Raw genomic sequence first — 14,209 nt, 5'->3', positions numbered from 1 at the left:
GATCGTGACCCTCCCGGCCACCGCGCTGCACCGTGTGGCGGTTGTCCCTGCACAGATTACTGACCTGTATGGCAGCCTGTGGAAAGGCCGCGCGGTGCTTAGCGGTGGATATTCGCTGGACTGGGAGGTTCGGGGCCAGCCCTTGCTGCTGGCGCGCGGCGTGGTCGATTGGACGCTGCAGGGCCGCGACACCCAGCTGACCGGGGTCGCCCGTGCCACGCCTTGGGCACTGGAGGCTGAAACGGTCGTGGGCCGCGCCGGGCCGGGACTTATGGCACTTATCCCGGGGCTGGCGTTGAAAAACTGCACCTCACGCGCGGTGGTCGATCTGCAGAGCCTGAGCTGGCGAGAGGGCCGTGCCGCGGCGGCGGGGGTTGTTTCGGTCGAGGCGGGCAACTGCGAAGATTTGCTGGGGCGCGCCGCGTCGGTGCCGCAGATGACGCTTGATCTGACCACGCAGGGCAATGATGCCCGCGGCCTGCTGCGCGACCGCGACAGCGTGCTCGCGGAACTCACCGTGACCGGCGACCGCCGGGTGATTGCGCGGGTTGAACCCGAAGGGGCGGTCTTGGTGCCCGGCATGCCGACCGGCGGCCCGATCATCATCGAATACCCTTTCTAAGTCACCAGATTGTTCAGGTTGACGATCGGCAGCAGGATCGACAGCACCAAAAGCATCACGATTCCGCCCATGATCAGCAGAACGGCCGGCTCGACCAGGGCTACCAGTGCTGCGACCAGCGCATTCAGGTCGCGTTCCTGATCATCGGCGGCGCGGGTCAGGGTCGCGCCCAGCACGCCGCCTGCTTCACCGCTGGCCACCATGGCGATCAGCATCGGCGGAAACACCTTGGCCTCCTCTAGCGCCTGCGACAGGGCCACCCCTTCGCGCACCCGCGCCGTGGCCTGAGTGACCTTCGCGCGGATATGCAGGTTCGGCACCGTCTGCGCCGCCGCAGCCAACGCATCGACCAAAGGCACGCGGCTGACCGTCAGGGTCGCGAGGGTGCCCGCGAACTGCACCGCATTGGTCTTGAGCGAGAACCCCCGCGTCAGCACCGAGCGCGACAGGAGACGGTGCCAGCGCAGCCGGACCGCGGGCTGCCGCAACAGGCTCACCGCCGCCAGTCCCGTCGCGGCCAATCCCCCAAGGACCACGAGCCCCCAAGCGTTGATAAAGTCGCTCACCGAGATCAGCGCCCGGGTCAGAAACGGCAGTTCCGCCCCGCGTGAGGTAAAGACGCGCACGATGTCGGGCACAACGAATGTCAGCAGCGCCACGATCACCGCCAGCGACACCACGGCAAGGATCGCCGGATACAGCAGCGCCAGTTGCACCGTCTGGCGGTTCTTGGCGCGGGTTTCCACAAAGCCTGAGAGATGCTCCATCACCTGACCCAATTGGCCCGAGGTCTCTCCCGCCGCCACCGAGGCGCGGTAGAAATCGCCAAAGACATTCGGGTAATCGCCAAGCGCCTGAGCAAAGCTGCGACCCTCTAGGACCGAGGCGCGCAGGTTGAGCAGCAGCGAGGTCACCGCCGGTTTTCCGCTTTGATCCGCCACGGTTTTCAGCGCCTGTTCGACCCCAATGCCCGACCCGACAAGCGTGGCCAATTGCCGTGTCAGCAGCGTCAGCGCCCGGCGCGGGATGCGAGGCTTGCCAAAACCCGATTGCTTGGCGGTCTTGCTCTGTTTTGTCGGCTCGACAGAGAGCGGCGCGAGGTTGCGCTGGCGCAGATTGCTGCGGGCGGCGGCGGCGCTGGCGGCCTCGATGATCCCCTTGGTCGATTTGCCCGCGGGGGTGAGGGCTTCATAGGCAAAGGCGGGCATCAGTCAGCCTCCGGTGCGGGCGAGGCGTCTTGGGCAGGCGGGGGGAGAACCGCGCCCTCATGGATCGCGCGGGCGACCTCTTGCGCCGTGGTCATGCCTGCGCGCATCTTGGCGATGCCGTCTTCCAGAATGCCCGGACCCCGCGCCCGCGCCGCGGCGATCAGGCTGGCTTCGGATTGGCCTTCGTGCATCATCCGCTCAAGATCGCCATCGACCTCGATGATCTCGTACAGCGGCAGGCGCCCGCGATGCCCGCTGTTTTGGCAATTGTCGCAGCCCATGCCTTTCTGAACGATCTCTCCGGGTTTAACCTTGCCCGCTAAAAGATCGCTTTCGGTCTGGGTGACGGTGTGATCGGCCAGACAGTCCGGGCAGTTGCGCCGCACAAGACGCTGGGCGATCAGCCCGCGCAGCATTGGTGCCAGCAGGAAGCGCTCTACCCCCATCTCCACCAACCGTGAAACCGCGCCGATGGCCGTATTGGTGTGTAGGGTCGAAATCACCAAATGCCCGGTCATCGCCGATTCCACCGCAATCTGCGCGGTTTCGCGGTCGCGGATCTCGCCCACCATGATGACATCCGGGTCCTGCCGCAGGATTGCACGCAGCCCGCGGGCAAAGCTGAGGTCGGTCTTGGCATTGACCTGCATCTGGCCAACCCCGTCCATCGTGTATTCAATCGGGTCCTCGACCGTCATGATATTGCGCTGCCGGTCGTTGAGCATGTCGAGCCCGGCATAGAGCGTTGTGGTCTTGCCCGAGCCAGTGGGGCCGGTCACCAGCACCATGCCGTCGGGCAGGGCGAGGATGCGTTTCAGCACAGTGTTATCGCGAGGCGACAGACCTAGATGGTCGATGCCGCGCAGGGTCTGGCCACGGTCCAAGAGACGCAGCACTACCCGTTCGCCGAATTGCGACGGAATGGTCGAGATCCGCACGTCGAGGTCATAGCCCCCGACCCGTAGCGACACCCGACCGTCCTGCGGCAGGCGTTTTTCGGCGATGTCGAGCTTGCCCATGACCTTGATCCGGCTCACCAGCAAGGGCGCCAGCGCGCGTTTCGGGCTGATCACTTCGCGCAGGATACCGTCGACGCGGAAACGCACCAGCAGGCGGCGCTCTTCGGTCTCGATATGCACGTCCGAGGCGCCTTCCTTGACTGCTTCGAGCAGCAGCGCGTTGATCAGCCGCACCACCGGGGCATCGTCGTTCTGCGCCAGAAGATCGTCGATAGAGGCCGCCGTATCGGCAAGCGTGACCAGATCGTCATCGGCATCGGCGGCCACTTGCGCGGCCTCGGACGCGGAATCGCGATACAGCGTGCCAAGCGCGGCCTCGAATTCCGTGGTGCCGACTTCTTCGAAGGTCAATGTCGTGCCGCAGACCCGCTGCGCTTCGATCAGCGCCTCAAGCGGCGCATCGCTGCGATACTGGCATAGCGGACCCTCGGCGCCGGGCGTCACGATGACGCCATGGCTTTGGGCAAAGCCGTAGGCGAGGCGGGTCAGGAGGCTTGGTTCAGGCATCACAGGGCTCCCAGCAGCAGACGGGCCGAAATCACACCGGGCGCCGGGCGGCGGTCGACTTCGAGCGCCTCAAGGGTCACGTCATGCTGTTCTTCGAGATCGGCAAGCCAAAGCAGCAGGGTGGCAAAGGGCGTGTCGTCCAAGGTCACGCGAATGCCGTCGTTTTCGGGCTCGATCCGGCGCAGGGTCAGCTGCGCCGCGCTGGCGGAACTGGTGATCCGGGTGGCAAGCGGGGTGTCATTGATTGGCGCAGTCGGCGCGATCTCGGTCTGGGCGGCCAGTGCTGCGGTGTCCTGCACAAGGCGGTACGCCGCGATATCGGCCCGCGCCTGCGCTTCACCCGCTTGCAGCGGCATCCATGCAAAACGGTAAAGCGCCACCAAAAGGGCCAGCGGGATCACAAGAGCGATGAGCAGTTTTTCGCGTCTGCTGAGCCGATCAAAACCTGTCATCCGCCCGCCCCTTTGGTGATGCGCATTTCAACTTCCGCGCCGCCATTTCCAGCGGTGGCCGCCCCGCTGCGCACGGCAAAGCCTGCGGTTTCAAGTTCCTGCTCAATGCGTTGCAGGTCTTCCAGTCCGGGGCTTTGCATCAGCACCACCAGTGTATTGTCGCGCCGCCCCCAAGAGAGGCGGCGGAACCCCACGCTGGCAGGGTCTGAGGCCAATGTACCCGCGACCTCGTTCAGCAGCGGCAAAAAGGGGCCGCGCCCCTCCTCGCTGGGGGCCGGGGTGAGCCGTGCGAGGATCGGCCCGACATCGCCGGTCAGCGGGACGCCGGGCAGTATGTTTGCAATGGCGGCTTCGGCTGCGAGGCGTTCCTGCTGCGCGATGCGTTTGAGGGCGGCGGTGTCAAAGGCCGTCAGGCCAAGATGGATCATCAGCGCCGCACCGGCGGCCACCGCGGCCCATCGCCATGCCGCAACCCCTTCGGCCCCTGTCGTGCGCTGGCGTGCAAAGCTGAAAGCAAGGTCGCGCGGGTCCGGCGGCGGCGGCGCGGCAGAGAGGTCTTCGGCTGGCAAAGCGTCACCCAGCGGTTCGGCGAGCGCATAGAGCTTGGGGCTTCCCGAGCGGCTCCAGAACACCGGCAGCATCTCGGTCCGCAGGGCAAATCCGGTGCCATCCGAGCAGCGTACCACCGCCCTGTCGCCATCGCGCCAGACCGACCATGCCGGGCCGCCCCCGGCATCGGGGCGCGGGATCATCAGAAACTCCGGCAGATAGGGGGCCTCGGCGGCGGCGATCTCTGCCATGATCTCTTGCGACAGGACAAAGGCCAGCAGTTGACCCGGATCGGCGTTCTCAAGTGGGCCTTGGATCACCTGCACCGACTGGATCGGAGCGGCGATACGGTCTTCGACGGCAAAGGTCAGCAAAGCGCGCCGTTGGCGGGCAGTGGCGCGGGGCACATCGACCAGAAAGCTGCCGACTTGCTCGGCGGCCACAAGCCTTGCGGACAGGCCATTTTCTTTCGGGCAATAGGCATCGGCGCGGGCCAGTAGACCGGCCGTGGCAGGAGACAGCAAAGGTTTCAAAGTATTTTCATCGCGCAGGTCTATGGGGCGCTCAGAGGCGTCCATTTCTGACGTAATACTTTGATTACTCACGTAAAATTGCCTTTTCAATCATCCTGTTTTTACCATAGTATAGCCAAAGCCACGCGACAGATAGGGGAACAGTTTCATGGGCCATCGGAAAAACTTGCGCCAAGCGTGCCCGCGCACTCATCCAGCGCTCAAAGGCGCGCGTAACCCCGAGGCCGGGGTGACCCTGATCGAGATGATGGTGGTGCTGGTGATCATCGCGCTGGTGGCCGCGATCATCGTGCCCAACGTCATTGGCCGCCCCGATGAGGCGCGGGCCACGGTAGCGCAATCGGACATCCGCGCGGTCAGTTCGGCGCTGGAACTTTACCGCCTTGATAACCGCACCTATCCCACGACCACACAGGGGTTGGAGGCGCTGGCCGTGCGCCCGACCTCCCCGCCCGAGCCGCGCAACTGGGTGGCGGGAGGCTATCTGACCGCCGTGCCGATTGACCCTTGGGGCAATGATTACCTCTATGCCTCGCCGGGGCAGAATGGTGGCTTTGACTTGATGTCGTTGGGCGCGGATGGCGCGCCGGGGGGCGAGGGCGCCAATGCAGACATCGCACATGGGCAGTTGCAGGCTAAAAGGTGACCCAAATCTCCGCCACATCCACATCCACATCGCCGGGCCGACACCGGCTGCCCGATGCTGGCGTGACACTGGTGGAGGTGCTTGTCGTTCTCGCTCTGATCGGCATTCTGGCCGGAGTGGTGGGGCTGAGTTTTGGCTCTGGTCCGCGCGGCGATGTGGCAGGGCAGGAGGCGGACCTGCTGGTGGCGCGGCTGAACCGAGCGGCGGATGAGGTGATCTTGACCGGGGTGCCCTTGGGGTTTGTCTGGGCGGCCGAAGGCTATCGTTTTGATTTATATGATGGCGACAGATGGCAGGCGCATGACCTGCCGATCCTCGCCGCGCCGCATCTATTTGACGGCGGCACCCGGATCGCCGATGCGGCGGGCAGCTTGGTGCTGTCGCGCGACATGGACCCCGGTGTGTCCGGGCCATTGACGCTTGAGTTGCTGTCGGGCGCGGGCGCTTCGGAATTGATCCGTTTTGACGGTCTCAACGCCGCCCGGTTGGAGGTGGCGCAATGAGGCGGCAGGCGGATGCAGGCTTTACGCTGATCGAAGCCTTGGTGGCGATGGCGGTGCTGGCGCTTGGGGCGGTGTCTTTGCTCTCGGCCAGCGAGGGTCATACCCGCCGCATCACTGACCTGTCGGACCGCGTCGCCGCCCGCTGGGCCGCCGAATACCGCCTGTCGGAACTGCGCGCCGGGCTGCCAGCGGCGACCTCAGCATTGGAAATCTATGGCATCGACTTTGACATCACCGTAACCCGCCGTCCCACCGAAGACCCGGCGGTCGAGGCCGTGACCCTGCGCAGCGCGATCGCGGGCAGCGACCAGCCGCTTTACGTGTTGGATGGGTATCTCGATATTGGAGCGCCGTCATGATCCCGATAGCACCCCTTGGCAGATGGCTGCGGCTTGCCGTGATCCTTGGCGCTCTGGGCAGCGTGGCGGTGGCCGGGGCGGATGTGACATGGCGGGTGATGGGCCATGACCGGGTGATGCCGTCCGTCGCCGTGCTGCGCGCGCCGGTCGAAGCGCAAACCGCCCCCACCGATCTCGGCCCCGCCTTGGCGCTGGCGCCTTTCGGTGCCGCCGAGGTGGCGGTGGCCGAGGTCGAAGCCGTCGAGGCGCCGCTCAATCTGGTCCTTCTGGGCGTGATCGTGCGCGATGATCCCAGCCGTTCGCTGGCCCTGCTGCGCTCGGACCAATCGGAGGGCAACTACCGCATTGACGAGGAGGTGGCACCGGGCACCACGCTCACCGCCATCGCGCAGGACCGCGTGACCCTCAGCAAGGATGGCGCTGAAATTGTGCTCTATTTTGCAGGTGCCGAGGCCACTCCGGATGCCGAGGCCGTGCCGACCGGCGCAGAGCGGCTGATGGCGCTGATCACTTCGGGGAAGGGCGGGTCGATCAGCGAACAGGTGGATGCCGCGTCCCGGGCAGAGCCTGTCACCACGCAGGACTATATCGACATGTGGCGTAAGCGCATCATCTCCAATCCGGCTCAGGTGCTCGACACGATTGGTTTGGTGCCGGGGGAAAAAGGCTATACCATCGCAGAAAAGCACGACGTGGGTGTAAACCGCGCTGGTTTGAGGGCAGGAGACATCGTGACAAGTGTGAACGGGCAGAGTGTCGGCAACGTGGATAAGGATCGCGCGCTTTATGACGTGATCGCCGAATCCGGCCTTGCCCGCATCGAAGTGGAAAGGGATGGCCGCACGATCGTGATGTCATTCCCGCTGCAGTGACCCGTCCGCTCACTCTCCTTGCCGCCCTGATGCTGGGGCTGCTGACCCTCTTGCCCGCCCCGTCGCGGGCACAAGAGACCTTTGTCATCAATCTGCGCGATGCGGATATCTCGCTCTTGGTCGAACAGATATCCGAGATCACCGGCCGGACCTTGGTGCTGGACCCGGGCCTTGTGGGTGAGGTCACGGTGGTCTCTGCCGAGGCGCTGGATGCCGAAGGCGTTTGGTCGCTGTTCCAGTCGATTCTGCGGGTGCGCGGCTTCGTCGCCGTTCAGGCCGGATCAATCTGGCAGGTGGTGCCTGAGGCCGAGGCCCGCACCGCGAGCGGTCCCAATCTGGGCGAGGCCGACGACGCAGGCAGTCAGGACTTCGTGACCGAGATGCTGCGTCTCAATCGCTTACCCTCGGCAGAGGCTGTCCGAGTGCTGCGCCCGCTGGTGGCTGAATCGGGCTATATCGAAGCGGTCGAAGACCCCAACGGCGTGGTCATCACCGATACCCGCGCCAATGTGGACCGGATCATGGCAATCGCCCGCAGCTTTGACGGTGACGCGCTGGTGCGCTCCGAAGTGCTGCGCTTTCGCAGTGCCGATGCGGCGACCGTGGGCAATGCCATTCTTGAGGTGCTGGGCCCGGCAGGCACCGGCGCACGGCTCTCTGTCGATCCCGGCTCGAACCTTTTGCTCGTGCGGGGCACGCCCGAAGACATCACCGAGATCCGCAACCTTGCCATCGCGATGGACGTGGCCCCACGCCGTGATCCACGCGAGGCCGTGGCCACCACGGTCTTCAACCTGCAGTACGGCGATGCTCAGGTGATTGCCGACATCATAAAGGGCACCGTGGGCGAAGCCACCGACATCACCAATGTCGTGGCCGCCGATGTCGGTGCTGCGGCTGAGGCCGAGCAGGGCGCGGAGGGTGCCTTTGTCCCCCTGAGCCGCGTTGTGGCGCCGGATGCCGTCAATATCACGGCCTCGGTCGCAACCAATTCCATCATTGTGCGTGGCACCGCCGCGCAGGTTCAAGAGATCGGCCAACTGGTTCATGCGCTCGACGTGCGCCGCCCGCAGGTGATGATCGAAGCGGCTATCGTCGAGGTCTCGGGCGAGGTTGCCGAACGGCTTGGCGCGCAGCTGGGTTTGGGTCCGAACATTCCCACCGGTGCCATCGCTGCGACCAATTTTTCCAATGGCGGCGGGGTCTCGCTCGGCTCCGTTTTGTCGGCTGTCGGCGTGCCTGCCGGATCCGCGCTCTCGACCGGGCTGACACTGGGCGCAGGGGGCAACGATTTTGGCATCCTCGTGCAGGCGCTGTCGCAATCGACCAGCGCGCGGCTCTTGTCCACGCCTTCGGTCACCACGCTCGACAACGAGCCTGCGACCATCGTAGTCGCCCAGAACGTGCCATTCCGCACCGGCAGCTTTGCAACAGACGGTAATACCGCCACGCCTTTCACCACGATTGAGCGGCGTGACGTCGGCATCACCATGAACGTGGTGCCGCGGATCACCGCGGGCGGGGTGGTGCAACTGGTGATCGAACAAGAGGTTTCGAGCCTCACCAACGCCAATGTCGAGGGCGCAGCCGATCTCGTGACCAACCGACGGGCTATCAACACCACTGTCATGGCCGACAACCGCGGCACCGTGGTGCTGGGCGGGCTGATCACCGACGACCGGATCAACGGCAGCAGCAAGGTGCCGGGACTGGGTGATCTGCCGGTGGTCGGCGAGCTGTTCAAGACCCGCAACGGCCGCAACACACAACGCACGCTTTTCGTCTTCCTGCGCCCCACCATCCTGCGCAGCCGCGAAGATATCTCGGCCGCCTCGGCCAACCGCTACAACAAGCTGAGATCAGCAGACTCGACGCCCCAGCCGAAGACCGTGCTGAAACAGCAGCAGGTGAAGCAACTGCCACTGGAAATTCAGGGGCTGTATTGAGGTGGGGTCACGCGGGTGACGTCTACGGTCGGGTTATGGAACGATGACGTTGCGTTGATTGATCCGTAGGATTGGCGCTTAGAGCCGATAGGTGCTGCATAGCCGCCTCTCCCCGAAGAACTGGCGTGGGGGATTAGCATGATGCTACTCTTGCCGTCAGTAAGCTCTGTAGCCCATCTATGGGGCGTGCAGCGCGGTTTGACATGTGCTTTGAAAGTTATTGGGGAAAGCCGGGAAGCGCAAATCGAACTGAGCTTTCTGTTGCAACATGGCGTTCGCAAAGCGCGCCCCCCCAAAAAAAATTCTTGGTCCAATCTGGTGCCAACCTGTGCGAGATCGCTGTCCACCTGTTTCCCTCCGACTATAGGCGTCCGCTCAATATGTTCAGGAGCTTGATTGTGAGGGGCTTGCCGAGTCATGCTTGGACTGGCTCGAGAAGGCCCGTCTATCGCGGAGTGACCCGCAGCCAGAACCTCGTCGGACAACCAGTGCCCGGAGCGGTCATTGAAGCATTAATTCGTAGAAGATAAGTGGCAGCCCGTAGGGGGCTCCCATAAACCCGGTTCAGACCAAGAAAATAAGGGATAGGGTGGACCACGGGCACTTAGAATCTGGGTGATGGAAAACAATGGGTTAAATTCGAGGTGGACCACGGCTGAACGTCAGCTCGAAGATGGTTTTCAGGTTTCAGGAGCTCGGTTTCCGCTGCGACTGCGAAGACTCCGGTGATAAGGGCGGAGAGCCGCCGTTCGCCGCAAAACACGCGAACGGCAGCTATGCGAACAAAGCTGAGACAAGCACTTGTGCCATGCACGTTTGCTTCAGTTGACCATTTCCGCCCTGCGAACTCGTGCTAAGCGCAAGATGCTGCGCCCGATCTTCAGGTAAACATCTTGGCCAACATCACGGTGGCCATGCCCATCATCATCAGATTTTCGGACAGGCTCACAAATCCGAGAGGCACGTTCGAATTGCCGCCAACGCAGGCGCATTTTAACTCGCGCTTGTCGATGTAGACGGCCTTGAACACGCTTACTGCGCCAACCGTGGCTATGAAGAGTGCGGCTGGGGCGGCAATTGAGGTTAGCAACATCCCGGTCATCAAGACGCCCGCCCCGGTTTCAACCCATGGATAAACGTAGGCATATGGCACCCATTTGCGTGCCAGCAGGTCGTAGTTGAGGAACATCGTCGTAAAGCTTTCAATATCACGCAGCTTCTGCATCCCCAGTAGGATCATCGAGACCGAAATGAACCAACCGAGCGTCTGCCACGTGATCGCGCCGAGAAAGCCGATGGACAGAGCAAGTGCAGTCGCCGCAGCTACGGCAAAGAGATAGATCACCGGTTTGTAGGTGGTCGCCGCAGGGGCATAGTCGGTAAGTTCCTGGCGCAGGGCGTCATAGCCCCCGATGCGTCTCCCTTCGATCCAAACTTGTGGCGTTGTGGGAACATCGTATTGCGCCTTGAACGCGTCGACTTCGGACCGCGCGCGGAACAGGCGGTCATCGACCTCGTAGCCTTTGCGCTCCAAGAGCCATCGCGCCTTCTGCCCTGACGGGCACAGGTGGTTTGGCAGGGCCATGCGGTAGAGCACGGCGGTTTTCCCTGTCGCGGATGCGGCTGGGTTAGATGTTACGTCGGCCACATCGCGGGTGTCTCTGGGCATGATATGCTCCTTTATCTTAGGGTTTGGTGCGGGGCGTGCCAGGCGCTGCATCCCCGTTGGCTTCGATGTCTTCGATATAAAGCTTCATCTCTTCGATCTCGCTGCGCTGTGCCTTGATGATCGCGTCGGCCAACTCGCGCACGCGCGGATCGGACAGGTTTGCGCGTTCGCTGGTCAGGATCGCGATTGAATGGTGCGGGATCATGGCTTTCATCCACGCGGTGTCGCCTACCGTATCTTGCGACCGGACCAAGTAGACGCCAGCCGCAAAGGCGATGGCAGCCCCAGTGAAGATCGCAAAATTCGTCTTTCGATTGGAATACATGCCGAGCATGAAGGCGAGCATGATGATTGCCATTACCCCGCCCATATAAAGGGCCATCCACATCCGCGTTTGTGAGTAGAATACATGATCAAGCGCATAGGTGTTAAGATACATCAGACCGTACATCACGATCGTCGAAGTGCCGATCATCGCGAAGAACAGACCATAGCCGCTGCCTGTGCTATCGTCGTGCTTATTCTTAGAATCCATTGTTCTTAGAATCCATTGTGTTGTCCTCCCAAATTGCCAATGTGTGCCTTCGTTTTATACCCATATGGGGTAAATTTTCCGATTGGCGACAAATCTCAAATGGAGCGACGCCTCATGAAGGCTAACAAGGAAAAGACGCTGGACCGCCTATCACGGCTCGAAGGACAAGTGCGCGGCATCGCGAAAATGGTTGAGGCCAACCGCTACTGTATGGACATCTTAGCACAGACTGCGGCCATCCGATCCGCCGTTTTGGGCGTCGAAAAGCTTGTGCTGGAGAACCACGCCCAGCATTGCGTTGGCGATCTTTTTCTCCATCTGCTTCCTGCTGGACGCCATGGGACTGGAGCCTGATTTTCTGATTTGGCAAAGCCACGAATATCAGCAAACGATCTTGGTCATCGGCCTGAACCTCGGCGTGGCCCTTGGCTGGATCGCCCTCAGGACCAGTCTGCAACGTGCGCGGCTGGCCGAAGAGAAGATGCGCAGATGCACCTCGGAGTTCTCGCTGGTGATGACGCAGCATTTCACGGATTGGGGGCTGACCCCCGCAGAGCGGGACGTCGCGGTCTTTTTGGTCAAAGGACTAAGCACCCGCGACATTGCGGACCTGCGCGGCACCTCAGAAGGGACAATCAAGGCGCAGACAAACGCGATCTATCGCAAGGCTTCGGTCACCGGACGCACGCAGTTGCTGAGCACGCTCATTGAGGATTTGATGGATGACGCATTGATGCCCGCAGAGGCCCTGCAAACTGTGGCTATGAAGGGTTCGGATATGGCTGCCGCCGCATGAGCACCAGCTTTCGCATAACCGCCCGAAAAAATGGCCCTCATACAAGCCTGATCGAATTGCCAGGGAAAAGATATTGATAAGTCCGCGTATTGGAACGCGATCTTGGCGGATACCAGGGCAACCGTGTCGGGGGCGCTGAACGGCCTGCGGCTGCTGTTTTTCCGGCCGACTACCGCTGAGCGGTTGGCCGAACCTCGCCGCCGCCCTACAACCCATGCATCAGATGAAAAGACAGCCTGAACCTTTGGAAGGATTTCACATGACCCTCACACGACGTAGCCTGCTGGCCTGTTCCGCAAGCTTTGCCGCCGCCGCACCCTTCGCCGCATGGGCCGAAGCAAAGCCCGCCATCCATGTGATGAAAGATCCCAACTGCGGCTGCTGTTCGGCGTGGATCGAGATTCTGGAAAACGAGGGTTTTGCTGTGACGACGGAACGCAGCTTGGGGACGCTCTTGATCAAATACAAGCAAGACAACGGCATCCCGCAAAATATGGCCTCCTGCCACACCGGAAAGATCGAGGGCTATATGATCGAAGGTCACGTCTCGCCCGCCGATATCCGCAAACTGCTGGCCGAGCGCCCGGATGCCATCGGCCTCGCCGTGCCGGGGATGCCCTATGGCTCGCCGGGGATGGGACCGGAGAGTGAGCGTGATGCCTATGATGTCTATCTGATTGGCCGTGACGGCAGCAGCGAAGTCTTCACACACTACGAGGCTGCCTAAAACGCAGCAGTTATGGCCTCAAGCAAGCAGGAAGCGCGCATGGCACATGATCACGCCCATATTGACCCCGAAAGCGGGGACCGCAGAGTATCACTGGCCATCTGGGCAAATGCCCTTCTGACGGTGGCGCAGATCGTAGGCGGTGTCTTTGCGGGGTCGCTCGCCCTTATCGCCGACGCGCTGCACAATTTTTCGGACATGGCTTCATTGGTCATTGCCTTTGTCGCCCGCAAGATCGCACGACGTCCGGCAGATGCGCGGATGACCTTTGGCTATGGCCGGATCGAAATCGTTGCCGCCCTGATTAACTACACCACGCTCATTCTTGTCGGGATCTATCTGATCTACGAAGGCGGGATGCGGATGATTGATCCGCCTGCGGTGGCGGGCTGGACGGTGGTCATTCTGGGCGGGGTCGCGCTTGTCGTCGATACGCTGACGGCGCTGCTGACCTACTCGATGCAGAAAGGCAGTGTGAACATCAGAGCGTTGTTTCTGCACAATCTGTCAGACGCGCTGGCCTCGGTCGCGGTTATTTTCGGCGGTACGCTCATCATCCTTTACGATCTGCGTTGGGTTGATCCGGCGATCACCATCGGGATCGCGCTTTATATCCTTTATCTGGCACTCACTGAGATCGGAGGTCCGATCCGTATGTTGATGCTGGGCAGCCCGCCCGACATGGATGCAGAGGCAGTGGTTGAGGCGATGACCAAGGTCGCTGGCGTCAGGGACGTGCACCATGTTCATCTTTGGCAGATGCAAGAGCATGAGGTGGCGCTTGATTGCCATGTGGTGTTGGAGGGGCAAGATTGGAGGGACCTTGATGCTGTGAAGCAAGCGGTCAAGAAAATGCTCGCGGATGACTTTGGCATCACCCATTCAAGCCTTGAGTTTGAAACCTCCGCAAATGCCCATCAGGATGCCGCGTTGTTTGGGCATGAGGGCGGCCCGACGCGCGCTGGCACAGATGCTGAGCACAACGATGGGACGTCGCACGACGACCGCTGAGGCGCATCGCAATACGCTGTGTCTTGCCGATCTGCGGGCCTGCGGCGTCTTGCTCAGCCTCACTTTCTGGTGAGGGGATCGACAGCACCGCATCGGGTTCCTATATCAGTGCCATGCGCATGCTGCTTCGCCTTGCCACATTCTGCCTCTCGCTCGTTCTTTTGACGGGTATATTGGCGCATGATTTGGCGGCGGCGAACATGTCCTTGCAGATGTCAGGTTTGACCGCATCCGCGACGATGGAGGAGGACGATA

The 14,209-nt window shown here is 62.1% G+C and carries 16 protein-coding genes; 10 read left to right on the top strand and 6 right to left on the bottom strand.

The features are described from left to right. Positions 1–4: 4 nt before the first annotated feature. Entirely contained in the window at positions 5–622 is a 618-nt protein-coding gene (locus K3762_RS12575) for a type II secretion system protein N (protein WP_260009657.1), read from the top strand. Here K3762_RS12575 and gspF read toward each other — a convergent pair. The 4 genes from gspF to gspL are packed head-to-tail and all read right to left on the bottom strand — an operon-like array spanning position 619 to position 4,962. Beyond that, complete coding sequence (gspF, locus tag K3762_RS12570) at positions 619–1,830, bottom strand: type II secretion system inner membrane protein GspF (RefSeq protein WP_132445097.1); 1,212 nt, start codon at positions 1,828–1,830, stop codon at positions 619–621. The genes K3762_RS12575 and gspF overlap by 4 nt on opposite strands. Beyond that, positions 1,830–3,356, bottom strand: a complete 1,527-nt coding sequence (locus K3762_RS12565) for a GspE/PulE family protein (protein ID WP_132445095.1) — start codon at positions 3,354–3,356, stop codon at positions 1,830–1,832. Before K3762_RS12565 ends, gspF begins: the two co-directional genes overlap by 1 nt. Continuing rightward, positions 3,356–3,808: a type II secretion system protein GspM gene (gspM, locus tag K3762_RS12560; RefSeq protein WP_120351464.1), complete on the bottom strand. Its 453-nt coding sequence runs from the start codon at positions 3,806–3,808 to the stop codon at positions 3,356–3,358. Before gspM ends, K3762_RS12565 begins: the two co-directional genes overlap by 1 nt. Continuing rightward, positions 3,805–4,962: a type II secretion system protein GspL gene (gene gspL, locus K3762_RS12555; RefSeq protein ID WP_132445093.1), complete on the bottom strand. Its 1,158-nt coding sequence runs from the start codon at positions 4,960–4,962 to the stop codon at positions 3,805–3,807. The genes gspM and gspL overlap by 4 nt, the downstream gene beginning before the upstream one ends. Before the next feature lie 76 nt (positions 4,963–5,038). Here gspL and gspG point away from each other — a divergent pair, with 76 nt between their 5' ends. The 5 genes from gspG to gspD are packed head-to-tail and all read left to right on the top strand — an operon-like array spanning position 5,039 to position 9,216. Continuing rightward, entirely contained in the window at positions 5,039–5,536 is a 498-nt protein-coding gene (gene gspG / locus K3762_RS12550; protein WP_132445091.1) for a type II secretion system major pseudopilin GspG, read from the top strand. Continuing rightward, entirely contained in the window at positions 5,533–6,039 is a 507-nt protein-coding gene (locus K3762_RS12545) for a prepilin-type N-terminal cleavage/methylation domain-containing protein (protein ID WP_132445089.1), read from the top strand. Before gspG ends, K3762_RS12545 begins: the two co-directional genes overlap by 4 nt. Further along, entirely contained in the window at positions 6,036–6,398 is a 363-nt protein-coding gene (gene gspI / locus K3762_RS12540) for a type II secretion system minor pseudopilin GspI (protein ID WP_120351460.1), read from the top strand. Before K3762_RS12545 ends, gspI begins: the two co-directional genes overlap by 4 nt. Next, positions 6,395–7,270, top strand: coding sequence for a type II secretion system protein N (locus tag K3762_RS12535; protein WP_260009648.1), 876 nt, complete (start codon positions 6,395–6,397; stop codon positions 7,268–7,270). The genes gspI and K3762_RS12535 overlap by 4 nt, the downstream gene beginning before the upstream one ends. Next, on the top strand, positions 7,267–9,216 hold the full coding sequence (gene gspD, locus K3762_RS12530; RefSeq protein WP_254693919.1) for a type II secretion system secretin GspD: 1,950 nt from the start codon (positions 7,267–7,269) through the stop codon (positions 9,214–9,216). The genes K3762_RS12535 and gspD overlap by 4 nt, the downstream gene beginning before the upstream one ends. Positions 9,217–10,096: 880 nt before the next feature. On the opposite strand, the gene K3762_RS12525 is transcribed toward gspD, so the two are convergent. Together K3762_RS12525 and K3762_RS12520 are read right to left on the bottom strand one after the other, a co-directional pair. Then, complete coding sequence (locus K3762_RS12525; protein ID WP_120351458.1) at positions 10,097–10,885, bottom strand: MauE/DoxX family redox-associated membrane protein; 789 nt, start codon at positions 10,883–10,885, stop codon at positions 10,097–10,099. A gap of 16 nt (positions 10,886–10,901) precedes the next feature. Then, entirely contained in the window at positions 10,902–11,420 is a 519-nt protein-coding gene (locus K3762_RS12520; protein ID WP_120351457.1) for a DUF305 domain-containing protein, read from the bottom strand. A gap of 114 nt (positions 11,421–11,534) precedes the next feature. Here K3762_RS12520 and K3762_RS12515 point away from each other — a divergent pair, with 114 nt between their 5' ends. From K3762_RS12515 to K3762_RS12500, 4 genes are all read left to right on the top strand, one after another. Then, positions 11,535–11,774, top strand: a complete 240-nt coding sequence (locus K3762_RS12515; protein ID WP_162931852.1) for a metal-sensitive transcriptional regulator — start codon at positions 11,535–11,537, stop codon at positions 11,772–11,774. Continuing rightward, positions 11,758–12,216 (top strand): helix-turn-helix transcriptional regulator, encoded by a 459-nt coding sequence (locus K3762_RS12510; RefSeq protein ID WP_260012812.1) that lies wholly within the window; start codon positions 11,758–11,760, stop codon positions 12,214–12,216. Before K3762_RS12515 ends, K3762_RS12510 begins: the two co-directional genes overlap by 17 nt. Positions 12,217–12,475: 259 nt before the next feature. Then, a complete protein-coding gene (locus K3762_RS12505) occupies positions 12,476–12,943 on the top strand; it encodes a DUF411 domain-containing protein (RefSeq protein WP_260009642.1) in 468 nt (155 codons plus the stop codon). A 39-nt stretch (positions 12,944–12,982) separates the two neighbouring features. After that, positions 12,983–13,954, top strand: coding sequence for a cation diffusion facilitator family transporter (locus K3762_RS12500; RefSeq protein ID WP_260009640.1), 972 nt, complete (start codon positions 12,983–12,985; stop codon positions 13,952–13,954). Positions 13,955–14,209: the final 255 nt, after the last annotated feature.

Origin of the sequence: Sulfitobacter sp. W074 (genome assembly GCF_025142275.1) — a bacterium.
GTDB lineage: Bacteria > Pseudomonadota > Alphaproteobacteria > Rhodobacterales > Rhodobacteraceae > Sulfitobacter > Sulfitobacter profundi.
Note: the sequence above shows the minus strand (reverse complement) of the source record. Positions and strands in the feature narration are given on the sequence as shown.